Source organism: Psychrobacter sp. LFX-11D, from assembly GCF_904846475.1.
In the GTDB taxonomy this organism is placed as follows: Bacteria; Pseudomonadota; Gammaproteobacteria; order Pseudomonadales; family Moraxellaceae; genus Psychrobacter; species Psychrobacter cryohalolentis.
This window is the reverse complement of sequence record NZ_CAJHAV010000017.1, coordinates 26,143-51,858: the sequence shown is the minus strand read 5'-3', so window position 1 is coordinate 51,858 and position 25,716 is coordinate 26,143. Positions and strand designations below refer to the sequence as shown.

Below are 25,716 nucleotides of genomic sequence, written 5' to 3'. Positions count from 1 at the left end.
TTTAAGATTTGACCAAAATTAGCTCAACTGAGCAACGTTAATCTTATCAGCTTCTTCAGTATAGTCTTCCATACGGTCGAAGTTCATGTATTGATACACTTCTTCGCCCATGCTATCAAGCATGCCAGCGTACTGCTGATACTCTTCATTGGTTGGTAATTTACCAAGTACCGCAGCAACAGAAGCCAATTCAGCTGATGCTAGATATACGTTAGCACCTTGACCTAAACGGTTTGGGAAGTTACGGGTAGAAGTCGAAACGGCAGTAGAATTCGGTGCAATACGTGCTTGGTTACCCATACATAATGAACAACCTGGCATCTCTGTACGAGCGCCGGCTTGTGCATAGATATTATAGTAACCTTCTTCCATCAATTGACGCGCATCCATTTTGGTTGGTGGCGCAATCCATAGACGTGTTTGCAAGCTACCTGCTGGGACATCTTTTAGCAATTTACCAGCAGCGCGGAAATGACCGATGTTAGTCATACATGAACCAATGAATACTTCATCAATGGTGTCACCAGCGACATCAGCCAATGTTTTTGCATCATCTGGATCGTTCGGGCAGCAAAGAATCGGCTCTTTGATTTCAGACATATCGATAACCATATCGATGGTATATTCTGCATCTTCATCAGCACGCATCAGGCTTGGATTAGCCAACCACTCTTGCATACCTTCGATACGACGGCTAATCGTACGTGCATCGCCGTAACCTTCTGAGATCATCCATTTTAATAATGTGATGTTCGACGTTAGATACTCGGCAACTGACTTTTCAGATAGAGTAATCGTACAACCAGCAGCACTACGCTCAGCTGAAGCATCAGACAATTCAAACGCTTGCTCAGCGGTTAAGTCTTCTAAACCTTCGATTTCAAGAATACGACCGTTAAACTCGTTGATTTTACCTTTCTTATCAACGGTTAACAGACCTTCTTTAATCGCTTGATAAGGAATTGCATGGACCAAGTCACGTAAGGTGATACCAGCTTGACGCTCACCAATGAAACGGACACGGACAGATTCAGGCATATCAAGTGGCATAACACCAGTAGCAGCAGCAAAGGCGACTAGACCAGAACCGGCTGGGAATGAGATACCGATTGGGAAACGCGTATGCGAGTCACCACCAGTACCAACGGTATCCGGAAGTAGCATACGGTTCAACCACGAGTGAATAATACCATCACCTGGACGTAAGCTCACGCCGCCACGGTTCATAATAAAGTCAGGTAGTGTATGCTGAGTTTCGATGTCAACTGGCTTTGGATAAGCAGCCGTATGACAGAATGACTGCATCACCAAATCTGCTTGGAAACCTAGGCAGGCTAAGTCTTTTAACTCATCACGAGTCATCGGACCAGTGGTATCTTGACTACCGACCGTAGTGATTTTTGGTTCACAGTACATACCAGGACGAACACCTGGCAGGCCACAAGCTTTACCAACCATTTTTTGCGCTAAGGTAAAGCCTTTGCCGGTATCAACTGGCTCTTCTGGCTTAGCAAATACGTCTGAATGACCAAGACCCATATATTCACGAGCACGATTGGTCAGACCACGACCAACGATTAACGGAATACGACCACCAGCACGAACTTCATCAAGCAAAGTTGGCGAGTTTAGCTTAAAGGTTGACAGTACTTCATCAGAATCATGCTTAGTGATTTTGCCATCATATGGATAGATATCAAAGACATCACCCATGTTTAGGTTATCAACGGCTACTTTTTCGATTGGTAATGCGCCAGAATCTTCCATAGTATTAAAGAAGATAGGTGCGATATTGTTACCTAGTACTAGACCACCGCCACGTTTGTTTGGCACGTTAGGGATATCATCACCCATCAACCATAGTACTGAATTGGTCGCAGATTTACGGCTAGAACCCGTACCTACCACGTCGCCAACATAGGCTAATGGATGACCTTTTTCTTTTAACGCTTCGATCTGTTTCATCGGACCGATAACGCCCTCTTCGTCAGCAGTAATGCCGTCACGAGAGTTTTTATGCATCGCTAATGAATGTAATGGGATATCAGGACGGCTCCACGCATCTTGTGCAGGAGACAAATCATCGGTATTGGTTTCGCCAGTGATTTTAAATGTCGTGTAAGTCGTCTTTGCTGGTACAGCGTCACGGCTCAAGAACCACTCAGCGTCAGCCCAAGATTGAACGACTTCTTTAGCAATAGTATTGCCCGCTTCTGCTTTTTCGGTCACATCATTGAATGCGTCAAATACTAGCAAGGTTTTTTTCAACGCATCGGCAGCTTCTTGGGCGACTTCCGCATCATCAAGAGCAGCAACCAAAGGTTGTACGTTGTAACCACCTTGCATCGTACCCAAGATTTGAACCGCTTTTTTCTTACTTACTAGTGAAGAGGTCGCTTCACCCTTAAGGATCGCTGCCAAAAATGCCGCTTTAACGTAAGCAGCTTGGTCAACACCGGCAGGAATACGATTTTCAAGCAAGTCCATCAAGAACGCATCTTCGCCCGCTGGTGGATTCTTTAGTAGTTCAACCAACTCTGCTACTTGTTTTTCGTTCAGTGGTAGCGGAACCGTTCCTAGCTCAGCACGTTCTTCGACATGTTTACGATAAGCTTCTAACACAATAGTCGTCCTCGTCAGTTGGGAGTATTAGCACATTACGTGGGTAGTCAGCATGACCGCCTGCGTCTATATACTAGATGGAATAATTATCCGTGCAATCATAGCTTAAAACGCCCTAAATGTTAATGGCTCAGCCTTTAAAAGGCTCATAAAGCGGTCATAAAGGGGGCATATTGAACATTTATTATATAAATAGTGCCATAAATAATATGACTAATGGTGCCTATATCATAAATTCTAAATTTTTCAAACTGAGGGCTTATTGTGTTTTTTAACATTCACAATATATTGGTAGTAAATTGCGGTTGCAACTATCTATTCACTTAAAAAGATATACCGCTACTGTCTTAGTATCTCGTTATTGTTATACGTTGTTATTGTTAAATGGAATCAACTATATCTCGATTAACGGTTAAATAAAACCTACTCGACTGTTATAATGTTTGATAAGAATATACCGATTAAATGCAAAGGATTTAATCATAAAATCAAGGATGACAATGGCTAATAAAGAAAATGAAGATCGCAATACTACTCACAGTATGAGTCACAATGCCAATCAAGGCACCAGTCAAAACGCCAATTATGAAAACGGTCTAAAAGTTCGTACCGAGGTGATGGGTGCAGCACATGTCAAACGCTCACTTGAATCAGCAACGCCATTTACTCAGCCATTACAAGATTGGATTATTGAGCACGCTTGGGGCAGTACATGGCAAGATGACTCGGTACTACCGCGCAAATATCGCTCGCTTATCACGATTGGTTTTTTGATTGCACAAAAAAGTCCCGCTGAGCTAAAGGGACATATCCGAGGTGCCATCAATAATGGCGCCACTGTCGCTGAGATTCGAGAAGTCTTGATGCACAGCCTGCCTTATTGCGGCGCACCTGCCACTCAAGAAGCGTTTCGCGCTGCCATAGACGTACTAAATGACATGAACATTGATATCAATAAATGAAACTATGCTAAATCGCTTATTTATAGTAGCCTTGATAAACTGCATTTCATGCGATTGCCTAAAAAACCTTGACCAAATATCTGCTATAATAGCTCTATTCATAAAGCATTCTAATAATTCCATAAACCCTTGTTCTATCAAGGGTTAAGAGAACATTCGATTATGACAAACGCCGTACAAACGCACACGCCTGCTGCCCGCGCAAAACCCAAAAAAGCCATCCAAGGCGAAAAACTCCGTGGCTACGATAAAGTTGCTCGTATCCCAATTAAAATTATCCCGACTGTCGAGGCTAAGAAAAAGCCAGATTGGATTCGGGTAAAACTGTCTTCACCTGCGGAAGTCGCACGTATCAAATCCACCTTACGTGAACAGAAACTCTATACCGTTTGTGAAGAAGCTGCCTGCCCTAACCTTCCACAGTGCTTTGCCGATGGTACCGCCACCTTTATGATTATGGGTGATATCTGTACACGTCGATGCCCGTTCTGTGATGTCGGACATGGTCGTCCAAATGAGCTTGATAAAGATGAGCCGCGTCATACTGCCGAGACCATCCAAGGTTTAGGTCTTAAATATGCCGTCATTACCTCGGTTGACCGTGATGATTTAAAAGATGGCGGCGCGATGCATTTCGTTGAAGTATTGAATGAATCGCGTGCGCTGAGTCCAAATTGCTTGATCGAGATTTTGGTACCAGATTTCCGTGGTCGTATGGATATTGCATTGGACTTATTGACTGAAACGGCGCCTGATGTTTTTAACCACAATATAGAAACCGTGCCTCGTTTATATAAAGCTTTCCGTCCAGGTTCAGATTATCAGCATTCATTAGACTTGCTAAAGATTTATAAAGAACGTCGCCCTGATATTGCGACCAAATGCGGCTTTATGGTTGGACTTGGTGAAACTGAAGAAGAAATCTATAAGCTGCTTGATGATCTAAAGGCGCATAACGTCGATATGATTACCGTTGGTCAGTATTTACAACCTAGTAAAGACCATGCGCCAGTCGATCGCTATGTGCATCCAGATGAATTCCAGCGTTATATGGACTATGGCAAAAAGATTGGCTTCTTTAATATTTGGGCAGGTCCTATGGTGCGCTCAAGCTATTTTGCTGATCGTCAGTACTATGGTGAAGATTGCCCTGCACCTATCCGTAGCAAAAAAGCATTAGCAGCAGAAGGGAAACTTGGCTGTTAAGTGAGAGTCGTCACTATATCAACGTAAAATGACGGGTCTTAAAATATAAAAAGGGCGAATAGCAGATAGCTGCTATTCGCCCTTTTCTATAGTAAATTCTAAATAAAACAGATACGTTATGTTCCAACGTAGTACTGGTATAAATTTTTCTGGCGTGCTGTGCCTACGCCGACAGAGGCTGCGTAAAATTCATCCCAGTCCTACTGTATCGCTTTAATACTGAATTCGCTATATGCTTCTAACTTTTCTGTCTCACTTGAAGTAGCAGTGCTTCAATGTTAAACACTTAAAGCGGTTGGCGCCTTACTACCTTTTATATTGAACGCCGCAATACCTAGTACTATTACGCCACCTATTGCACCTGTGATCAGCCCAGGATAAATCAGCAGCAATGCGCCTAATGCTAATATTAAGCGCGTAGCGAGATTCATATCACTTTTAAAATAACCCTCTAACGCGGCACTAAGTCCAATCACACCAATGACTGATGTCACAACAGCAATAATAATATCGATGACCGGCGGCAATGGAAATTCTTTCGCCGTGACCGCAAGATCTGTTGGGTCAATCATCAACATCGCAGGATTATAAATAAACATAAAGGGGACGATAAAACCTGCTAACGCTAACTTTAATGATAAATACCCTGTTTTCATCGGATCGCCGCCAGAGATACCAGCACCAGCAAAAGCTGCCAGACAGACGGGCGGGGTAATATTTGCAAACACACCAAAATAGAAAACAAACATGTGCGCTGACAAAATAGGAATATCAAATCCTGCTAGAGCAGGCGCTGCCATGGTTGCGGTAATGATATAAGCAGGGATAGAAGGCAATCCCATACCCAAGACCATAGACGCCAGCATGGTCAAAATCAAAGTAAGCAATAAAGACCCTGCACCCAAAGTAACAATTGAAGAGGTCATTACTGTACCAAAGCTGGTCAAACTAACGACCCCAATGATGATACCTACAACCGCACAAGCTGCCATCACTGCTAATGATTGGCGTGCGCCATCTTCTAGAGCGCCTAAAATATCTTTAAAGCCCATGCGGGTTTCTTTGCGTAGCATACTGATGACAACAGTAAAGCCAATGGTATAAGCCGCGGCATAACCTACAGGAACATTTTGTATTAGTAAATAAATCAGAAATACAATCGGCAACAACATATGACCGCGTGCTTTTAATACCTCTTTTACCTGCGGCAGACTCTCTTTTGCCATGCCTTTTAAGTCACGGCGACCGGCACGAAAATGTACCTGTGCGATAACGCCTAGATAATAGAGAATAGCAGGTAATAGCGCAGCCAAAGCAATAGTGCTATACGGTAGACCTGTCGTCTCCGCCATAATAAAAGCACTGGCACCCATAATAGGTGGCAATATTTGACCACCGACCGACGCACTCGCCTCTACAGCTCCTGCAAAGTCTTTATGATAACCAACCTTTTTCATCAATGGGATGGTAAACGCGCCTGTACTAACTACGTTCGATAAAGCTGAACCATTGATACTACCCATAAACCCACTGGAGATCACAGCAACTTTAGCAGGTCCGCCTTTTTTATCGCCTGCTAGCGCCAATGCCAAATCATTAAACAGCTGACCCATTCCAGAGCGCGCTAAAAATGCCCCAAATAGAATGAATAAGAAGATAAAAGTGACTGATGCGCCGATTGCAACCGAATATAAGCCTTCTGTCTTTAAGAATAATTGACCAAAAATATCGCCCAGATCATAAGGGCGTGTGAGCAGCCTATCCGGCATAAAGTCCAAATGACTGATAAAAGGATATAGCAAAAATATAGAGGCTAATATGGGCAAGATCCAGCCAGTAATACGCCGACTGCCTTCAAGGACGCAGATGACCGTAATAATAGAAAAGATCACATCGACCGAATTTGCCATACCGCCGCGACTGGTGACAATATCTTGATACTCATAAATGAGATACGTCATCCCAGATAAGGAAAAGATAAACCAAATCCAGTCATACCATGCCACTTTCTTACGGCTGCTTTTTTTACTGGCAGGGAAAATCAAAAAAATCAAAGCGAAGCCAACGCCCACATGCACAGAGCGCTGTAGTAACGATGGCATTGGATTAAAGGTAATGTATAAATGAAAAATGGAGTAGAAAATACAGATCGCAGCGATAATATACTTCACTGGACCTTGGGTGATATGACGCGTAATAGATTCTCGATCGTATTTTTCTAATATTGCCTGTGTGACACTAGGATCAACGTCATCGTAATTCTCAGTATCTTCAGGCGCATTTGGCTGATTTGCCAACTTAGCATCATCACTGACATGAGGCTTATCGCTACTGTGATCCATCACTTGGGAGTTCATGACAAAAATCCTTATTGAATCTATCGATTGGACTATATGCTTTGGGCATGATAGTTACTTCTGAATAATCTGGTACCAGTTGATGAATAAGAATGCGCTGACTGGCATAGTCAATCTCACCTTTTGTCAGTCTTGATACAACCCAGTTGAGATGGGGAAACCTTTGGTTGATTTGATACCCGACATAGCCCTCTTTTTGTATAGGAGCGATATTTTCAGTAGACGGCGTACCAGCACCAAACGCTTGAAAGTAGGTAGTGGTTAATAGTAAGCCCTCTTCTTCACGAAGATACTGCTCCTCCCACCACTGTTTTTCTACCGAGTGAATCCAGCGCAATTGAAAATTGGGCTCAACAAAATAGCAGACTAGGCTGGCACTATTGTTATTGTTACCAGCAACGCCCGCTACTCGTACTTCAATGACTGTTTGGCGGCTGAAAATCGCCCATAGTATAAATAAAACCAGCGCAGCAATAGCTGCTACGCCAGCAAACCACCATACTTGTTTATTTAGCTGCTTTCTCATCATAGTATTTTTTGGCACCAGGATGAATAGGAGCAACCATACCGACTTGAGCCGTCTCTAAACTGATATCGCTCGCCGCTTGATGAGCATTCTTTAGACCATCCAAGTTTTCAAACAATGCTTTGGTCAGCTTATAGCCATCTTCTTCAGAGATATCAGAACGTACCAATAAAGCATTCATAACGGCTGTGGTTGGAATAGCAGCAGCATTACCATAGGTCCCAGCAGGAATCTCAAAAGTTTTAAAGTAAGGCTTGGTCTCAATAATTTTTTTGAGCTTATCTTGATTGATGGTGACCAACTGCAACTTAATGCCCTGCTCTAGCTCTAAAAGCGAAGAGTTTGGTAAGCCACTACTAAAAAATGCCGCTTCAATTTTGCCAGCTTTCATCGCATCTGCAGCATCTGCAAAGCCTAAATAATCTACCTTGACATCATCATAGGTAATACCAAAACCTTCTAACAGGGTACGAGCATTGACTTCAGTACCAGATCCTTGATCACCAACCGCAATACGTTTGCCTTTTAAATCTTCAATGTTTTTGATGCCAGATTTCTCTGAAGCAACCAGCTGAATGACGTTGGGATACAGAACAGCAATTTGCTGAATATTGGCGATAGGTGCCTTAAAGTCATTTTTACCTTCGACCGCATCAGTGACGACATCACTGAGCGCCAGCACCATATCTACTTTACCTTGCGTCAACAGATTGACGTTTTCTACTGACGCCCCTGTCGTTTGGGTCTTAGCATTAACGCCAAAAGTCTTGGCATAAATCTCTGCTAAAGACGTCCCAATAATATTATAAGGACCGGAGGCGCCTCCTGTAGCAATGGTGACAAATTTGGTTTCAAGCTTGTCATTTGCTGTGGCAGCGGTATCTGTAGTGGTTTCAGCAGTAGCACTGTCAGTAGCTGCGCTATCAGTAGCCGCTTTGTCTGAACAGGCAACCATTGTCATACTGGCTGCAATCATTGCCGCAAGTAAAGGCAGTTTATAAATGGACTTCATTATTTTCTTCCTTGATAAAATAAAGCAAATGGACTTAAAAAAGTATGACTCAGATATGATGGTACTATCCATATCCGTCACACTAGCAACGTGCTACTTTGAATGGCTTTTTACTCACTCTGTTGTCATGAGAGCGCCATAAAAAAACAGTCTATCTAATTAAAACATGAGAGACTTTATATTGCTATATTGTTTTTCTCACTAACTCTTATCCTAACTATAAATCGAGATTTATTGAAAGTTAAGCGCTATTATTCACTAAATACCGCTTTCTTGTTTCGCTAAGCGATACTAAGTTTCATATTGTAAGTTATTTAAACAAACTTTAACCGCCTTGTAAACCTTTAAGTCCATAAAGATGAACTACTCCTAGAATATTTATCATCGTTCTGTCTACGACACAATTTGGTATGAAAAATAATTGTTAATAGATATTTTGATGGCACGTTTATATTTCCTTTGTCATCAATATTGAGTTCTAGTAAGATGACTTTTTATTTGTGCTGCTAATCGTACTGATCATGCAAACATCACAAGGTATAGACAGTAAAAAGCAGTTTATAGGTTTTGGTACATCTGCTCAGCACGATATAAAACTTTAAGAATATCCCCTCATAATACTGATCAACCTGAAAGGAAATTTGATGAAAAAATTATTCGCATCAACAGCATTACTAGCAACATTTGCACTAGCGGGCTGTGCCTCAACGGGCGGTAATACCAATGCAGGAACAGCAATGGGTACTGCAAACGAGATCGGTATGAGCGTTTTTAAAGCAGCTATCGACAATCAATGTCGCAGTCAGATCGAACAGCAAAACGCGTGGCGTATTGCCAGTGTCGCTATGACTGAAGCGCAAGAAGAAGCGGTAAAAGGCAGAGTTTGTGGTTGCGTTAGTGAGCAAGCACCGCAACAAGTCAGCATCGTTGAATTGGGTAATGCAGCCATAGACCCACAATATCGTGTGCAATTAGTGGCTAGAGTCGTTGCAAAATCATTGCAGAGCTGTTATTCCAGTATCGTTAAATAAATAGTTTATTAATAATATCAGTCATTATAAATAATTAGGCTGGGTTGGCGATTGCTTAACCCAGCCTATTTGTATAGATTATCAACAATAGATCGCGATCCATCGTTAACCGCAGAACACCCTTTTGATATCAATGAACACGCTTTTCAGTGTGAATGCTATTTTACCAATACTTTAAAAACACGCGACGACAGTACTCTCTTTACCAAAGGCTTGGTCACACCAACCAAGACCAAGCCTTTAGTTGGAGGCGTACAATCTATTCCTATTACTAAATCATCTGTTTTATCTGCCAAAGATAAAGCTGTTGCTACGAAAAACTAAGCATCAGTAATGGCTGTTTCAAGCTGACACTAAAAAATGAAGTAAGAAAAAGGGCGCGTCATTTAAATATAACGCACCCTTTTTCTTACCAATTGCTTTTATTTTTTCTAAACCTACAATAGTTCAAATCACCTTATAGCTTACTTGTTGTAATGTGGCTGAGACATTAGAGACGCTGTAGGATGCAATGTCTTGTTCTGGCGAAAATATTTTGACCGACGCTCAAGTATCTTACTCACCTCTTTAGTCAAATCATGAATAATATCATCATAAACCCCATGATATAGCTCGGTTTCAAACGCAGTAAATGGATGCTTACGTGATGCAGAACTTACTTCTGTCACGCCGTCCTTGGTATAAAAAACATCCACTCGACCATCACTATTGAGTACACAATTTAATAATCCGCCTTCTAGCGCCATCTCTACACGCTCAGGCATAAAAATATAATCGTCTAAGTTGATGAGCTTTTTTTCTACTTCTCGTTTAAAAAATGATTTGATATCAAACATGAATATATCTTTAACCTTATAATTATAATTGACGTTAGCACACTTAACTTTAGCTATCGCTCAGCGTTTATCCAGCGACTTAAATTTATCTAGCAACTTGAAAGCTAGCAATCTAAAAGAGTGTGCTTAACTGACCAATCTTATAAGATAAAGTGATGTTTTTTAAGATGGGATATGTAAAACTGCGTTTGAGGTTGGTTAAGACATATGATTTATCTCACTTATACCCAGTCCTTTTCACGAAATAACTTTAGTACTTTGATAAATGCTGCCATTTCATCAGGCGTACCAAGTGTTAAGCGGTTGAAGCCTGTAACAGGTGGGAACTCGCGACCAACCTTGATGCCATGGTCTCGCATTCTGTCGATATATGTTTTTAAATCACCTTTTATTTCATGAAAAATAAAGTTGGTCTGTGAGGGTAAATAACGCAGTCCCAGATCGTCTAAGACTGTTTCAATCATCTGACGCGACTGATTGGTATTGCGCAAACTTAGCGCTAAAAACTCTGCATCATTTAACGTCGCAATAGCAGCAACCGCACCTGACAAGTTGGTGTTATCCATAGACATAAACGCCTCGACAGTCTCAATAGCTTGCGGGTTAGAAATCGCGTAGCCCACTCGCATACCAGCTAAGGCACATAACTTTGAAAAAGTATGAATGACAATAAGCTTGTCTGATAACCCTTGTTTTACCCATTCAATCCCACTCTCAAAACTTGGGTCTGACACGTACTCCAAGTACGCTTGATCTAATAAAAAGTAATGGTTGTCTGGCGCCTTACTTATCCAAGCTTTAAGCCTTGAAGTTGATGTGATGATTCCAGTTGGGTTGTTTGGATTGCAAATATAAAGTAGGCTGATGCCATCAAAATCGTCAGCTGCTTTTTGTAGTTCATCAAAATTATAATCATAGTTTTCAGCGGTTAACGGTATCTTGACTACAGGCACGCCAATGGCATTCGCATACATCTCTGCACAATCAAAAGTGGGAACAGGGATCACCATTTGAAACTGCCTGCCCTCTTTTAGAGCTTTATATTGCAGCATTTGTAAGGTAGCTCGAATATTTTCAGTCGAGCCATTGCCTAATGAGATTTGGTTTTCTGCCACGCCATGGATGGTGGCAATTTTGCTAATGAGTGCCGCACGTGGATTATCTGGATAACGGAAGCCTGCACCTAAAGAGTCTGTAATGGCTTGTTTGGCAGAAGCTGACATGCCTAGTGAGTTTTCATTCGCATTTAATTCTAAGCATTTATTATTTTGCATGATGGATTATGTGCCTCAACGTCCGTTGTTATAAGTTCATATTGCTCATTGATATCATATTAATTGGCATTTAGTATAAACACAAGTTTTGTCATTACCAAGTATTGGTTATTAATAACCTCGGGCAAAAGCGAGGTTATTTTAGTTATAAGAAGACCATAAAAAAGGTGAGCTGCACCGTTGGCAACTCACCTTTTTATTACTATTTTAAACTTAGTAGCGTTACTCTTTACAATAAATGCGCCTTTAACTCTAGCACTTTATCACGCGTTTTTGCTGCATCTTCAAACTTCAAGTCACGTGACATCTGCTTCATGAGCTTTTCAAGACGATTGATTTCTTTAGCCAATAAATCAGGACTGCGTAAGATACTGATATCGACATCAGGCAGATTGCTCTTAATTGGAATCATCTGATTATCATTGGCATCATGGTCATCACCTGTGTCAATTTTATCCGTGATACTACGGCGCGCACCTGTTGGCGTAATGTTATGTTCAAGGTTGAAGGCGACTTGTTTTTCGCGGCGACGATCGGTCTCATCAATCGCTTTTTGCATACTGTTGGTAATACGATCAGCATAAAGGATAGCCTTACCATTGATATGACGCGCAGCTCGTCCAATGGTCTGAATCAAAGCACGCTCAGAACGCAAGAAGCCCTCTTTGTCCGCATCAAATATCGCAACCAATGACACCTCAGGCATATCAAGCCCTTCACGTAGCAAGTTAATACCGACCAGCACATCATGCACGCCCGTACGCAGCTCATGGATAATCTGCATACGCTCAAGGGTATCGATATCCGAGTGTAGGTAAGCAACTTTGACATCGTATTCTTTGAGATAGCTGGTCAAATCCTCTGACATACGCTTGGTCAAGGTAGTGATTAACACGCGTTCGTCTTTTTCTCTGCGTTTAGTAATCTCTGATAACACGTCATCGACCTGCGTTAATACAGGACGAATCTCAATCTCAGGGTCAATCAAACCAGTCGGACGTACGACTTGCTCGACCACTTGCTCACTATGTTCCAGTTCATACAATGCAGGCGTGGCGCTCACATAAATAGTCTTAGGCTTGATACGCTCCCACTCTTCAAACTTCATGGGACGGTTATTCATCGCGCTTGGTAGTCGAAAGCCATAATTAACGAGATTCTCTTTACGTGATCTATCACCTTTATACATTGCACCAATCTGCGACACAGTCACGTGCGACTCATCAAGAAATAATAACGCATCTTCTGGAATATAATCAAACAAAGTCGGTGGTGCTTCCCCTGATGGACGACCAGAGAGATGCTGTGAATAGTTTTCGATACCGTTGCAGTAGCCGAGCTGTTGAATCATCTCAAGGTCATACTGAGTACGCTCTTTGAGACGTTGCGCTTCTATCAGCTTGTTATTTTCACGGAAATACTCTAGCCGTGGCTCAAGCTCAGCGCGGATGGTATGACTAGCAGCCTCCAATTTATTGCGCGGCGTCACGTAATGTGATTTTGGATAAATAGTAATACGCGGCACTGTACGCACCGTCTTCCCTGTTAAAGGATCAAACCACGTGATTTTTTCCACTTCATTATCAAACAAGTGCACACGCACCGCTAGCTGCTCAGACTCAGCAGGATAAATATCTAACAGCTCACCGCGAAGACGATAAGTACCACGCCCAAAGTCCAGCTCGTTACGCATATATTGCATTTCAACAAGACGTTTAATGGTAGCAGTGCGATCAATTTTGTCCCCAACGACGACGTGCAGCAGCATTTTTAAATAACTTTCTGGATCACCCAAACCATAGATACAGGATACCGAGGCGACAATAATCGCGTCACGGCGCTCTAAGAGTGCTCGCGTCGCTGACAGACGCATCTGGTCAATATGATCATTAATGGCGCTGTCTTTTTCGATAAAGGTATCGCTCGCTGCGACATAGGCTTCTGGCTGATAATAGTCATAATAACTAACAAAGTATTCAACCGCGTTATTGGGGAAAAACGACTTAAACTCACCATATAATTGGGCAGCAAGCGTTTTATTATGTGCCATGATAATAGTTGGACGTTGCGTCTCAGAGATGACCTTTGCCATGGTATAGGTCTTACCAGAACCCGTCACACCCAGTAATAGCTGCTCATCCATGCCAGCATTAATACCATTAACCAGTTTCTTTATCGCTTGCGGCTGATCGCCTGCTGGCTCAAACTCGGTGACCATCTCAAAAGCACGACTTGATATTTGTGTCCCAGACGCGTTGACACCACTAATTTCAGCTTCGCCTTGCAGCTGAGTGGCCAATTGATTTAACTGACGCGACGAGCGCGGTTCAGGCATTCGCATAATGGTTGTCTTCCTGATATTTATAAAAAATTATAAGAGGTTAGGTTTATAACAATATGGGGTTAAACCTTTATTTTTAAAGGTCATGTATTGCGCAAAACGCCCACAAATGGATGCACAAACACTCAATAAAAAGCATAGAAACTCAGGTATAGTTCAATGACCATTAATCAAGGAACGAGTTATGAAAGGTCACTGTCTGTGCGGTAACGTCATCATCGAATTAGAAGATATTAATACCTTTGAGGCGTGCCATTGTACGATGTGTCGTCGTTGGGGCAGCGGACCATTAATGGCGATACATAGCCACTCAAAACCTGATATTAAAGGTGAGGAGTCAATGACTATTTACCCCTCTTCAGCATGGGCGGAGCGTGCGTTTTGCCATAAATGCGGCACCAATCTCTATTATCATCAGCTTAGCTCTGAGACTTATGTCCTGTCACTAGGACTGTTTCAAGAGAATCCAAACCTTACTTTTGAGAGCCAGATTTTCATTGATAGAAAACCCGATTATTATGAATTTGCCAATGACACAGTCAACTTAACTCAGCAACAGCTGTTTGATAAATTCGCAGAGAAAGGCATTAGACCAAAGGACTAAATATTTATAAGGCTTAAAATGCGTATGACTATTCTTAACTTAACGTCAATTAAATCAAATTTTAATACGATTGAATATGCTGGCGTGTGCACGGATTGTTATCAAAGCGTCTATTTTAGCGGTTAAATTTACAAAGGTTTTCATGATTAACAAACTCATTACACGACCCTTGTATAAAGCCTAAATGTTGGGGTTCCATCTGTTATTTAAGCTGTTATTATCGATAATGAATTTATAAGCAGTCAGCAACACCTTAATAAATAAAAATTTAAAGAGCTGTTGATAATTAGAAACTTAGATTTATTAAAATAGAATAATGGAGCAGAATATGAGAGAACGTTACGCAAGTGGAATAGATGACGCAACTGCAAAAAAAATGATCGATTTGTTGAATGCTAACCTAGCAAATCTCATTGATTTGAGTATGGATAGCAAGCAATGTCATTGGAATCTTCAAGGTACTGGTTTCATTGGTGTACATCAGTTATTGGATGACACTTATGGACGCTTAACAGAAGCTTATGATACAGTCGCTGAGCGCATTGTTATCCTTGGCGGCAAAGCCAATGGTATCTCTAAACGTGTCGTTGAGGACTCTATCTTAGAGACTTACCCGACTGATATCACTGACGTTGACCAGCATGTTCGTGAGCTGACCAATCGCTATAAGACCATTGCTGCGTCTTTGCGTGAAGGGATTGATGCCGCTGGCGATGCTGGTGATGAAGATACCGCTGACTTATTGACTGAAGTGAGTCGTACTGTTGATAAAGATGCTTGGTTTATCGGTGCAAATGCCCCGAAAAAAGACACGTCTAAAAAATAAGCACGTTTCAACATAAGATTAACTTATTTGCTAAATAGAAAAAGGTCACCTCTATGGTGACCTTTTTTATGTTTGACGATTTTGACTAGAATCATTAAACATCAATACCGATGAATCGTATATTACTGGTATTAATTTTTCTTGCTTGCTGTGGCTACGCAGACAGAGGCTGCAAAACATTTATACCAGCACTAGCATAGATCTTTTAGGAACTTTAACTATATTTCTAACACACACTTTAAAAAATACCTTTCACAATTTGCTTCATCTGCGGTAACAGCTCACTTAATTGGTTTTCAGTCTCTGAGGTATCTTGCGGTAAAGATTGCTTTAAAAAAGCGGCAGTAATTTGTGGCTGTTTTGCTAAGATATTTTGACCGACAGCAGTGTCGTAAAATTTGATTTGGGCATCCACTTCCGCTTGCGTATAGTAAGTTTTTGCTGCACTGATATAAGCTTGCGTTAAGGTTTGAATATCTGCCGTATTACCTATCCCATTGGTCATAATTTTAGCATATTGCCCTAACACACTTTGGATCTGATTTTGTAGCTCACGTTGACGTTTATTCAACGGTTTATCAGTCGCCTGTTGATTCTGAGTTTGCGTATTGATTGCATTGATAGCCGCTTGCTTGCCATCGACGATAGATTGTATTTGCTCATCAATGTGCATCACCTGCATGAGCTTAATGATAGAGACATCAGTCGGTAACGGGCTGTTGACTCTTTCTAATTCATTAATCTTACTAACAGTATAGGGTATTGCTATAACCGTTTCTGAGTGTTGAATTCGATTGGCATCACCGTGTACGATTAATTCTGCATTGGCTTGTACAGCAGTAGCTGACATTAAAGTCACTACTACTAATGCCAGCAACGGTGATACTATCTGTGTATGGCGATTAGGATGTTTTGTTAACGGTTTTAAAGGACTTTTCATATTATGTTCTCATTCTTATTATAGATTATGAATGTTCATTATCAGGTAAGCGTAAGATTTCAGCGTTAGGGACAGATAAAGTTAAGATAGCTTCTTGAAACAATGACTGACTGCGAAACTGATTTTCTATACTTTCAAATTTGTGCGCAATCTCATGTTCATGTTGATTTCCAGCAATATCGACCGCCGCGACCATAAATATTTTTTTGGGACCTACCCACTCCAAATGCAAGTAAGAAACACTATCAATATCTGGATGCTTGATAAGCTCTGATAAAATATAATCGTGCATTTTTTCTGAGACTCTATAGCCAACCAAAAAATCACGATTACGACTGATTAAAAAGACTGCCACTACGGCCAGCAATATACCGACAATGATGGACCCAAGCGCATCCCAAAATGGTTCGCCTGTATAGGCGTGCATTGCCATAGCAGCTGCGGCCACAACCAACCCAATGACTGCCGCCAAATCTTCAAAGAAAACACCGCGCAAGGTGGGGTTAGAGGTGTCCATCACATAGCCGATGGCACTGACATTAATCGCTTCGCCATGTTTTTTACTTTGCAAATACGCTTGTGTTAAAGAAAATCCTTCAAGCACAAAGGCGACTGCCAAGATAATAAAACCGATGGTATAGTTGGTTTCAGTTTCAGCTGCATTCCACTCGGTAATGCCAGTATAAATAGACACTACTGAACCTGCCATAAAGACGCCAAACGCGGCAATCATCGACCATACATACGACTCTTTACCGTAGCCGAGTGGATGGCTTTTGTCAGCAGGTTTGACCGACTTTTTCTCTGCAACGATTAACAGTGTACCATTGCCCGCGTCTGCCCAAGAATGCGCTGATTCCGCTATCATGGAAGCGGAACCCGTCATAAACGCCGCTACTGTTTTAGCAATCGCAATAATAAGATTGGCACCAACTGCAATCAAAACCGTTATTAATGAGCTCGATTTTTTGTCATCATGGCTTGGCGTAGATTTAGAGGGGTCAGAATTGGTATTATCTGAAGCATTAAAAGGGTTTTGAGCGCGTGAGCGACCAATGCCGTGCGTATCAGCGCGCGGCGTTGGCTCATCTTTTGGATTGGATTCTGGCGGTTTTAAACTCATCTAGGTCTCAATAAATGGATGGTTTAAGGTATAAAACCAGACTAGTTATATATAAACACTAGCTGATCTATTAGTTACTTTAGATTCCATTTACTGTAGTCAAAAAACCTGTTCTTATCAGTAATGTTTTGGTGAGAGTATGTTTATTGTCTGCATTAATAAGCAGATTATGCGCTTGATACTTTATTAGTCAATTTACTGATGTCACAGCTGATACGTTGCGAGCCTTCCATACGCAGCTTTCTGCGCTCTAAGCCTGCGTCAAATCGGCATTGTTGCAAGGCATCTTTAATCTCAAGCTCAGGGATTAGCGTGGGTTTACGATTTTCATCAATCGCCACCATGGTAAAGTAGCAGCTGTTGGTATGGCGAACGGTACGTGCACGTACATCTTCTGCCTCTACTCGAATACCGACTTCCATTGAAGTCTTACCAACGTAATTGACACTAGCTGCAAACGTTACCAACTCTCCAACATGAATAGGCTCACGGAACATTACTTGATCAACTGACAGTGTCACCACATAACTACCGCTATAGCGACTGGCACAGGCATAAGCGACTTGGTCCAGCATCTTGAGCAAATCCCCACCATGGACGTTACCAATAAAATTGGCCATATCTGGCGTCATAAGCACTGACATATACAGCTCATGGTTTAATGGGACTGTTTTGGCGGTAGAGCTGGTGTTATATTGCGTCATAATGTTCCTTAACGGGGGTAGAATCTATTTAAAGTGCTATTTATACATTAGCAATTTCGATAGCGCAAATATAGTCGATTTAACTTAACTACTAGATTAGCTTAACCAATGAAAATGATAAGCAAGCCAAGCCACGATAGCACTCACTGAACCTGTTAAAATACCACCCCAAGCAAAATCAACCAAAGCGGTGTCCAGAGTAAAACCTTTATATAACGCTAAGCTAGTAAAATCATAAGTACCGTAAGCCATTAGCCCTATTAGAGCGCCCAATAAGAAGATATGGTGAATCGGCGCATTTGATCTGATTTGTGGGTATAAAATAATAATACACAGCGCCAATAGGTAAAACAGATAAAACACCCCAGCAGCAGTCATATTTGGCTGTTCGGCAAGTAAGTGTCCGATACGCTTTTCATAAAACAGGCCGGTCATGGTCTTCAGCCAAACAGCATCAATGCCCAAAAATATGACAAGAGAAGCAAGATAGATATAAATATAACCCATAGTAAGATCCTTTTATAATAGGGACTAAAATGTAGCCTATGAATGCCATGCATCAATGTTGTTTGGCTTGACGGCAGTGACTTGCACGACTCCAATCGTACGTTCCAAAAACCCCCCTTCGCAGTAGCAGAAATAAAACTCCCATAAGCGAATAAACGCTTCATCATAACCGAGTGCTTTTATCTCCTCACGTTGTGCCATAAACGCAGTACGCCAATCCCGCAGCGTAAAAGCGTAGTCAAAACCATAATCATGCAATTGTTTGATGACCATATCGGTCTGCTCAGTAAACTGCGTAGTCAATTCTTGATTGGACAATAAACAACCACCAGGGAAAATATGCGTCTGAATAAAATCGACCGACTTTATATAGTCTTGATAATTTTGATCATTAAAGGTAATCGCTTGTAGCACCATCAAACCCGTTGGCTTCAGCAGGCTATTACATTTAGCAAAAAACGTCGGCAAATATTCGTGTCCAACTGCTTCAATCATCTCAATACTGACTAATTTATCGTATTGTCCTGCCAGCTCGCGATAGTCTTGCTTCAGTAAAGTAATTTTATCCGACATTCCAGCCGCTTCTACACGGCGCTGCGCCTCTTCATATTGCGCATCCGAGATAGTGGTCGTCGTTATATGACAACCATAATGCGTTGCTGCATAAATAGCAAACCCGCCCCAACCAGTCCCAATTTCTATGACAGTATCTTCGGGTTTCAGTTGTAAACGCTCACAAATCAAAGCGAGTTTATGCTGCTGCGCCTCAGCCAATGTCGTATCTACTTTTTTATAGACTGCTGATGAGTACATCATCGTATCGTCTAAAAAACGCTGGTACATGTCATTACCTAAGTCGTAATGTGCCAAAATATTAGACTTTGAACCCAATTTATCATTACTGCGTAACTTATGATTGGCTCGCTCAAAGGTTTTACTAATAACCGCAAAACGATTTTCTAACTGATTAAGTACTGCCAAATTACGCGCTGCCAGTCGAATCAAACCCGTTAAATCATCTGTATCCCATTCGCCATTGATATAGCTGTCCGCTAGCGCAATAGAACCACCAAATAATAACTGACGATAGACGCTGCTATCATGAATGGTCAGCGTCACATCCAATGTATGACGACCGATAGCTGAGCTACTTATGTTGCTAGAAGCAGCTGTGCCAAAACAATGCGGCTTAGCATCCTGCCCAACAAAATCCTCAATGATAGTAATACTACCAAATTGAATGTGCTTCAAAGCTCGGAATATGGCTTTTCGCGCCAGATAATTCACGCTATTACTAACTGGCTGCAAAATAGCACTATCGTTAACCGTTTGATTGATGTGAGCAGTGATTTTTCCTAATTTTGATACGGGTGCATTGCTTGCTAGTCTTGCTGACATCATTTATCCATCCTTGTATAATTATTCGATAGTAAGAGCTCTACGTTAAACTCTTGAGTCTTTGAACCTTTGAAGTTTTGAATTTTTGGCATAGTAGTTACTGTCACTGCTCATGCTTATTATTGCCATTCTGCTGCTTGCTATCGGCTAATGTTTCATCGTAATTAATATAGGGTACTTTTTTAATGGCATAGAGTTTAAAAGCCTGACCATAAATACGCATTAAAGACGTTATATTCATCAGTGGATTTTTGCGTAAGCTCTTATAAATCGTCGATGCCGTCATTGGTACGCCAGACATTTTAATACCTGTTTTTAATACTTCACCGCGCTTATCGCTGATATTTATAGCGATACGAACGTCCAAGCAGTGATTAGACAGCTTTTCTTTCTTACTTTTTACTTCACTAGTGACAGTATTTTTTATTGCCCTTTTAATCGTTACTTGCCACTGATACTGCTGGTCAATAGGATTAAAAGGTGAGACATGGAAATCTTTATCGTGACAAAACTCAGTGTTTGCGCCATCTAATAAAAACCCATAGTAATGGTGTTTATCCCATGGCGTATTAGATACTTCTGCCAATAGATGGCTGGGTTTTTGCTCTTTATCAAAACCCAAATAGAAATTTACTGGGCTAAAATACATCCCTGCATTACGACAAACGACCATTCCAATCATATCGCCTGTTGGTGCACTACCCGTCCGTTCTATAAATGCTTGAATTAAACGTTGTTCTAGTGATTGAACATCTGATAAATACCCTCCTTTATCGTCAGCATCTTTACTTTTATCTAGGCTATTTTTATCTTGTGTGCTCAATCCTTGTAAGTAATCCTCAGGATTAAACTGTTGTAAGGCTTTTTTTGTTCCAGAGAAGAGTAATTGCTTATTAAATGGCAATTTTTTTAGGATTTTATTACCGCTAAATGAACTGATATCCACTTCTGGCAATGTTTTCCCTGCTGCTAATGCAGTAATGTTGACGCCCCAATAACGATAAGGATAGGCAAATTTATGCACACTCGGTAGCAACCGCCTGTGCCAAGTTATTCCGTGAAATATTTGGTGCGGCAAGCCCTTAGTATCATCTGCCAATGTAGGCTCTACGCTTATACTGTTAGGCTGTTCTGCTTCTACCATACTTAATAACCTTAATTGGTAATGCTGTATTTAACTGCTACGAGTGCTTATCTTTACGAGCAGCAAAAAATCCCAGTTTTTTCTTTTTAAACGCTTTAGCCGCGGGCGCCAACATTGCAATGTATTGAACCAACTCTTGATTGGTCGTGGCAGTGACTAGCTGACGTTTCTTAAGTTTGCGTAATTGTTTGTCTGCTTTTACTGGTAAATCTTTATAGCGGAACGGCGTATGTGCGCTTTCAGCATCAGGTAAATGGCTTGGGTCAACGCTATCCTTAATATCGATATTGCATCCCAATGCCTGACAGACACGTAGCGCGCTTCTTACGCCATCCTCATGGAAGCCGTTGAACCAATAAGCACCGCAAAAATGGGTGTGTGAATCGCTACTACCAGAGATATTTGACCACTGTGCTTGCGCGGCAATCATTTCATTGTTAAATACTGGATGGCTATAGTCGATACGCTTGATGACTTGGCTCTCATCCACCTCATGATTGAGAGTCACTAAGTAATTATGCTTTTTAGTCAAGCGCTGCAAAATATTCATATGATAGGTCAATACGGGCTTTGTAGCAGTTTGCAGCGATTCTTTATCTTTTTTAATAGCATTTTTATCATCGATTAAATAATTCCAGCTTGCCCACGCCAGCGGTTTTTTGGGTAAGACTGAGGTATCGGTATGTAGAATGGCTGTGTTATCGGTAAAGGTAAAATGATTCAGTACTTCTTGCTCGGTAGGATTGGCATCTTGTAATATTTTGAGCGCTGTATCTGCATGACAGGCAAAGATGACTTCATCAAACACAAGTCCTTGCGTCTTATTATCTGTTGTATCTGTAACGCTCAATATCACCTTATTATCTTCTCGAATCACTGATTGCACGGGACTGTTCACGCGAACGCTGCCACCTGCCTTCACAAAACGTCTGATCAGTTTATTTACATACTGCTTAGAACCGCCTTTTATCGTAAACCACTGCGGACGATTGACCACATCAAGCAAACCATGATTATCAAAAAATTGAGCGAAAAACACTAAGGGGAAATCTTGTACGTCGCGCAGACTTGTCGACCAAATAGCAGATACCATGGGCAATAGATAATTATCGGTGAATAAATCACCATACTTTTTAGTATCTAGATATTCGCCTAGCGTTTGCTTGGTAAAAACAGCAATATCCTGCCCCTGCTCACGCGCCTTATCATAATCTTGGCGCAGCTGACGCACCTGTTTATTAAACTGCAAAATATCATTAATAAATCCCCAAAACTTCGGGTTCAAAATATTCTTGCGCTGCGATAATAAGGTATTAAGCGTATGGCCGTTATATTCGAAGTTGCGTGCAGTATTTTTGACTGAGAAACTCATATCTGTTGCTTGAAATGGTACTTGCAGCTCATGAAGTAAGCGAAAGAAGTTAGGATAAGTACGCTCATTAAAGACAATAAAGCCGGTATCTATGGCACTTTTTTCAACCTTATTAGGCTTGGATTTTTTACCATCTTGTAGCGTCACATCGATGGTATTTACGTGTCCACCGATATAATCACTAGCTTCAAATACGGTGACGTCAAATTGCGTTGCCAAGTAATGAGCACAAGTTAAACCTGATACCCCTGAGCCAATAATAGCGATACTTTTTCTGACTTGTGCATCCTTCTTATCCTCTGAATGACGGCTTGTAGCCTTAACAACGGCTTCTACTTGATTAGATAGCTGCTTAGATTTACGGCGTAAAAACGGCATAAAATATTCCTAGTTATTTTCTTTATAGGTGTTCAAAAATAGTAAAACTGGCTATTTTTTATTAATTTTTGTACTGACCTGTTGCCAAACCATATCAGGTAATGTCCCTAATACTTTTAATGGCAACGTCAGTTTTTTGGGAAATTCAATAACGTCATTGCCACTTTTTATACCATCACGAATCGCTTGACTTGCCTGCTGCGGTGTTTGTAAAAACGGCATCGGAAAATCGTTTTGTTTGGTCATTGGCGTCTCTACAAAGCCGGGAACTACTAAGCTCACTGACACGCCTTGCGGTGCAAGGCTAATCTGTAAAGTTTTCATTAAATAGTGAATAGCTGCTTTTGAGCTACCATAAGCCTCTGCACGAGCAAAAGGCACGTAAGCCGACGCCGAGCCAATACCAACTAAGCGTCCTTTTGAAGCAATCAGCTTTGGCAGTACTCCTTCAATGGCATGCGATAACGTACCCATATTCACCGACAGCACTTTCATAAACGCCGCACTATCAAAGTTTGGCATATCTAGATACTCACACATGCCAGCGCCGCAAATCGCCAAATCAATCTCATTAATTTTATCAAAAGCAGCAATCACCTTATCTCGATCCATTAGATCTAAATCGATAGTTTCTGCTCCTAATGATTTTAGCTCAGACAAGGCTTCCTCATCGCGACCGACGGCATAGACATGCTGTCCCTCTCGCAGATAGTCTTTTACCAGCTGATAACCAATCCCAGAGGTCGCACCCGTAATCACAATATGTTGTTTCTTAGCAGTTTCTGTCATCGCAAATATCCTTTTCGTCGTTTACTATCTTATTCTTGGTTTGGCTTTGATAAATCTTTATCTTATAAGCCTTTAGCAGCTTTATAGCTATTAACAATGTAATTTCATTAGCATTATTTTATTAACCAATGCGGTCTTTTATTTATCAAATCTAAATAATTATAGTATAAGCAAGTTGCTTTATTTGTTGTTACTTCGCAAACAGAGTGATATCGAAGATATGACGCAAATTGGCTCGACAACAACCTTTGCGCTAGCGTTAATATCTTTAATGTATAAAAACATGCAAAAAAAGCTTGACGTATTTTTTATCTTTGCTAGAATACGCCCCACTTAGCAAGAACTCGTTAGAGACTTTCTAAGCTCGCAGTAAGTCATTAAACACTTACCGCTTATTCTCCAATAGCTCAGTTGGTAGAGCAACGGACTGTTAATCCGTGTGTCCCTGGTTCGAGCCCAGGTTGGAGAGCCATATTTTAGTAGTAAATTTTTTGAGTCATATTTGATTCGATTATGGCATTTGCCAAGACCCTCATCACTTTGATGGGGGTTTTTTTATGGTCGATATTTTTGTAGCTGTCGTTTAAATGAATAGACCATAACGCTGACTAAAAACCAAATAACATACTAATGTTGCCAAATTTCGCAATTAGATTGGTTGTAGCAATAACTTATCCCTATAATAAAGCCCTAAAAAATATATAATCTATCTCATCATACCCTTAACCATTCAAGGACTGGATTTTTATGAGTAATAATGAACAAATAACTTCCTCTGACAATACCCATTATCTGCATCATAATTTTTTTGAGCCGAGCCATAGTGATACTGTCATTAGTGCAACCTTGCTGATTGTACACGGCATGGCAGAGCACAGCGGGCGTTATGCAGACGTGGCGCAATTTTTAGCCGATCACGGTATTGCGGTCGCCACTTATGACCAGCTTGGTCATGGAAAAACTGTTAAATCAGCCAAAGACTTAGGTTTTTTTGGTGAAGAGCATCCTGTGCAGTCATTATTAAAAGATGTCATCGTCATGGCGGACAGCTTAAAAGCGCGTCATCCGAATGTGCCACATTTCGTCATGGGTCACTCTATGGGCTCGTTTATCGTCCGTAACGTCCTTAAACACCATGCGCGCAACTTTACTGGTGCTATTTTAATGGGCACAGCGGATGCCAATCCATTGATCAAAGTATTATTGCCGGTCAATAAGTTACTGACAAAAGCGGCACCTAAAAAGCCAAACGCCCTATTTGCTAACGTGATGAATAAAGTACTTAATAGCAAGCTTAATAATCGTATTTCTTCATCAAAGTTTGCGTGGTTAAGCGAAAATCCTGCCGCCGTTGAAGCTTATGAAGCCGATCCATTGACGGGTTTTGATTTTACCAATAACGGCTTTATGACCCTCTTTACACTGATGAATGCAGGCTTGCATAAAAACTGGGCAATGACGATTGCCAAAGATTTTCCAATGTTATTAATCAGCGGAGAAAATGACCCAATCGGTGATATGGGTCGCGGTATTCGTAATATTGCCAATCGCCTAGACAGACAACATTTTGATCATGTCTCTGTGAAGCTCTACCCTCATATGCGCCATGAACCGCTCCATGAACAGAATAAAGAGCAGGTTTACCAAGACATCTTAGGCTGGATAAATAGCAATACTTAAGCCCATAAAATCCCAAAATTATAGTATCGTCTATCACGTTTGCTAAAAGTCGCCAAATTAGCGACAATACGGCAAGTTTTTTAT

22 protein-coding genes and 1 tRNA gene are annotated in these 25,716 nt (G+C 41.2%); 8 read left to right on the top strand and 15 right to left on the bottom strand.

Annotated features, from left to right (window positions below; translation table 11 throughout):
• Positions 1 to 18 precede the first annotated feature (18 nt).
• Positions 19 to 2,622, bottom strand: coding sequence for a bifunctional aconitate hydratase 2/2-methylisocitrate dehydratase (acnB, locus tag JMX75_RS11460; protein ID WP_149410045.1), 2,604 nt, complete (start codon positions 2,620 to 2,622; stop codon positions 19 to 21).
• A gap of 542 nt (positions 2,623 to 3,164) precedes the next feature.
• Here acnB and JMX75_RS11455 point away from each other — a divergent pair.
• Positions 3,165 to 3,584, top strand: coding sequence for a carboxymuconolactone decarboxylase family protein (locus tag JMX75_RS11455; protein ID WP_049751826.1), 420 nt, complete (start codon positions 3,165 to 3,167; stop codon positions 3,582 to 3,584).
• A gap of 162 nt (positions 3,585 to 3,746) precedes the next feature.
• Positions 3,747 to 4,790: a lipoyl synthase gene (lipA, locus tag JMX75_RS11450; RefSeq protein ID WP_011513094.1), complete on the top strand. Its 1,044-nt coding sequence runs from the start codon at positions 3,747 to 3,749 to the stop codon at positions 4,788 to 4,790.
• A gap of 278 nt (positions 4,791 to 5,068) precedes the next feature.
• Here the strand turns inward: lipA and JMX75_RS11445 are convergent, their stop codons facing one another.
• The 3 genes from JMX75_RS11445 to JMX75_RS11435 are packed head-to-tail and all read right to left on the bottom strand — an operon-like array spanning position 5,069 to position 8,685.
• On the bottom strand, positions 5,069 to 7,147 hold the full coding sequence (locus JMX75_RS11445) for a TRAP transporter permease (protein ID WP_201532408.1): 2,079 nt from the start codon (positions 7,145 to 7,147) through the stop codon (positions 5,069 to 5,071).
• The gene (locus JMX75_RS11440) at positions 7,119 to 7,673 is read right to left on the bottom strand and encodes a DUF1850 domain-containing protein (protein ID WP_227673180.1); all 555 of its coding nucleotides are present in this window, start codon (positions 7,671 to 7,673) and stop codon (positions 7,119 to 7,121) included. The genes JMX75_RS11445 and JMX75_RS11440 overlap by 29 nt, the downstream gene beginning before the upstream one ends.
• A complete protein-coding gene (locus JMX75_RS11435) occupies positions 7,654 to 8,685 on the bottom strand; it encodes a TAXI family TRAP transporter solute-binding subunit (RefSeq protein WP_201532406.1) in 1,032 nt (343 codons plus the stop codon). The genes JMX75_RS11440 and JMX75_RS11435 overlap by 20 nt, the downstream gene beginning before the upstream one ends.
• 644 nt (positions 8,686 to 9,329) lie before the next feature.
• Here JMX75_RS11435 and JMX75_RS11430 point away from each other — a divergent pair.
• Together JMX75_RS11430 and JMX75_RS11425 are read left to right on the top strand one after the other, a co-directional pair.
• Positions 9,330 to 9,716: a hypothetical protein gene (locus JMX75_RS11430; protein ID WP_011513090.1), complete on the top strand. Its 387-nt coding sequence runs from the start codon at positions 9,330 to 9,332 to the stop codon at positions 9,714 to 9,716.
• 51 nt (positions 9,717 to 9,767) lie between these two features.
• A complete protein-coding gene (locus JMX75_RS11425) occupies positions 9,768 to 10,040 on the top strand; it encodes a hypothetical protein (protein WP_201532405.1) in 273 nt (90 codons plus the stop codon).
• Between the two features lie 140 nt (positions 10,041 to 10,180).
• Here JMX75_RS11425 and JMX75_RS11420 read toward each other — a convergent pair whose 3' ends face one another.
• From JMX75_RS11420 to uvrB, 3 genes are all read right to left on the bottom strand, one after another.
• A complete protein-coding gene (locus JMX75_RS11420; RefSeq protein ID WP_041753004.1) occupies positions 10,181 to 10,552 on the bottom strand; it encodes a hypothetical protein in 372 nt (123 codons plus the stop codon).
• Between the two features lie 221 nt (positions 10,553 to 10,773).
• Positions 10,774 to 11,826 carry a pyridoxal phosphate-dependent aminotransferase gene (locus JMX75_RS11415; protein WP_201532404.1) on the bottom strand — a complete coding sequence of 351 codons (1,053 nt, stop codon included), beginning with the start codon at positions 11,824 to 11,826 and terminating at the stop codon, positions 10,774 to 10,776.
• Between the two features lie 229 nt (positions 11,827 to 12,055).
• A complete protein-coding gene (uvrB, locus tag JMX75_RS11410) occupies positions 12,056 to 14,167 on the bottom strand; it encodes an excinuclease ABC subunit UvrB (RefSeq protein ID WP_201532403.1) in 2,112 nt (703 codons plus the stop codon).
• A 184-nt stretch (positions 14,168 to 14,351) separates the two neighbouring features.
• Here uvrB and JMX75_RS11405 point away from each other — a divergent pair, with 184 nt between their 5' ends.
• Positions 14,352 to 14,771, top strand: coding sequence for a GFA family protein (locus JMX75_RS11405; protein ID WP_201532402.1), 420 nt, complete (start codon positions 14,352 to 14,354; stop codon positions 14,769 to 14,771).
• 328 nt (positions 14,772 to 15,099) lie between these two features.
• The gene (gene dps / locus JMX75_RS11400) at positions 15,100 to 15,597 is read left to right on the top strand and encodes a DNA starvation/stationary phase protection protein Dps (RefSeq protein WP_133105181.1); all 498 of its coding nucleotides are present in this window, start codon (positions 15,100 to 15,102) and stop codon (positions 15,595 to 15,597) included.
• Between the two features lie 238 nt (positions 15,598 to 15,835).
• Here dps and JMX75_RS11395 read toward each other — a convergent pair whose 3' ends face one another.
• The 8 genes from JMX75_RS11395 to JMX75_RS11360 all read right to left on the bottom strand — a co-directional run bounded on the left by JMX75_RS11395 (position 15,836) and on the right by JMX75_RS11360 (position 23,952).
• Positions 15,836 to 16,537 (bottom strand): DUF2059 domain-containing protein, encoded by a 702-nt coding sequence (locus tag JMX75_RS11395; protein WP_201532401.1) that lies wholly within the window; start codon positions 16,535 to 16,537, stop codon positions 15,836 to 15,838.
• Positions 16,538 to 16,562: 25 nt separating this feature from the next.
• Positions 16,563 to 17,660, bottom strand: coding sequence for a cation diffusion facilitator family transporter (locus JMX75_RS11390; RefSeq protein WP_201532400.1), 1,098 nt, complete (start codon positions 17,658 to 17,660; stop codon positions 16,563 to 16,565).
• 167 nt (positions 17,661 to 17,827) lie between these two features.
• Positions 17,828 to 18,364, bottom strand: a complete 537-nt coding sequence (locus JMX75_RS11385; RefSeq protein ID WP_201532399.1) for an acyl-CoA thioesterase — start codon at positions 18,362 to 18,364, stop codon at positions 17,828 to 17,830.
• A gap of 96 nt (positions 18,365 to 18,460) precedes the next feature.
• Positions 18,461 to 18,871, bottom strand: a complete 411-nt coding sequence (locus JMX75_RS11380; RefSeq protein ID WP_201532398.1) for a DUF2177 family protein — start codon at positions 18,869 to 18,871, stop codon at positions 18,461 to 18,463.
• A gap of 36 nt (positions 18,872 to 18,907) precedes the next feature.
• The gene (locus tag JMX75_RS11375) at positions 18,908 to 20,272 is read right to left on the bottom strand and encodes an SAM-dependent methyltransferase (protein WP_201532397.1); all 1,365 of its coding nucleotides are present in this window, start codon (positions 20,270 to 20,272) and stop codon (positions 18,908 to 18,910) included.
• Between the two features lie 100 nt (positions 20,273 to 20,372).
• Positions 20,373 to 21,413 (bottom strand): DUF1365 domain-containing protein, encoded by a 1,041-nt coding sequence (locus tag JMX75_RS11370; protein ID WP_201532396.1) that lies wholly within the window; start codon positions 21,411 to 21,413, stop codon positions 20,373 to 20,375.
• A gap of 37 nt (positions 21,414 to 21,450) precedes the next feature.
• A complete protein-coding gene (locus JMX75_RS11365; RefSeq protein WP_201532395.1) occupies positions 21,451 to 23,163 on the bottom strand; it encodes an NAD(P)/FAD-dependent oxidoreductase in 1,713 nt (570 codons plus the stop codon).
• A gap of 51 nt (positions 23,164 to 23,214) precedes the next feature.
• On the bottom strand, positions 23,215 to 23,952 hold the full coding sequence (locus tag JMX75_RS11360) for an SDR family NAD(P)-dependent oxidoreductase (RefSeq protein ID WP_201532394.1): 738 nt from the start codon (positions 23,950 to 23,952) through the stop codon (positions 23,215 to 23,217).
• A gap of 396 nt (positions 23,953 to 24,348) precedes the next feature.
• On the opposite strand from JMX75_RS11360, the gene JMX75_RS11355 reads away from it, so the two are divergent.
• Both JMX75_RS11355 and JMX75_RS11350 read left to right on the top strand, forming a co-directional pair.
• A tRNA-Asn gene (locus JMX75_RS11355) sits at positions 24,349 to 24,424 on the top strand.
• Positions 24,425 to 24,699: 275 nt separating this feature from the next.
• The gene (locus tag JMX75_RS11350) at positions 24,700 to 25,632 is read left to right on the top strand and encodes an alpha/beta hydrolase (protein ID WP_201532393.1); all 933 of its coding nucleotides are present in this window, start codon (positions 24,700 to 24,702) and stop codon (positions 25,630 to 25,632) included.
• The last annotated feature ends 84 nt before the right edge of the window (positions 25,633 to 25,716 follow it).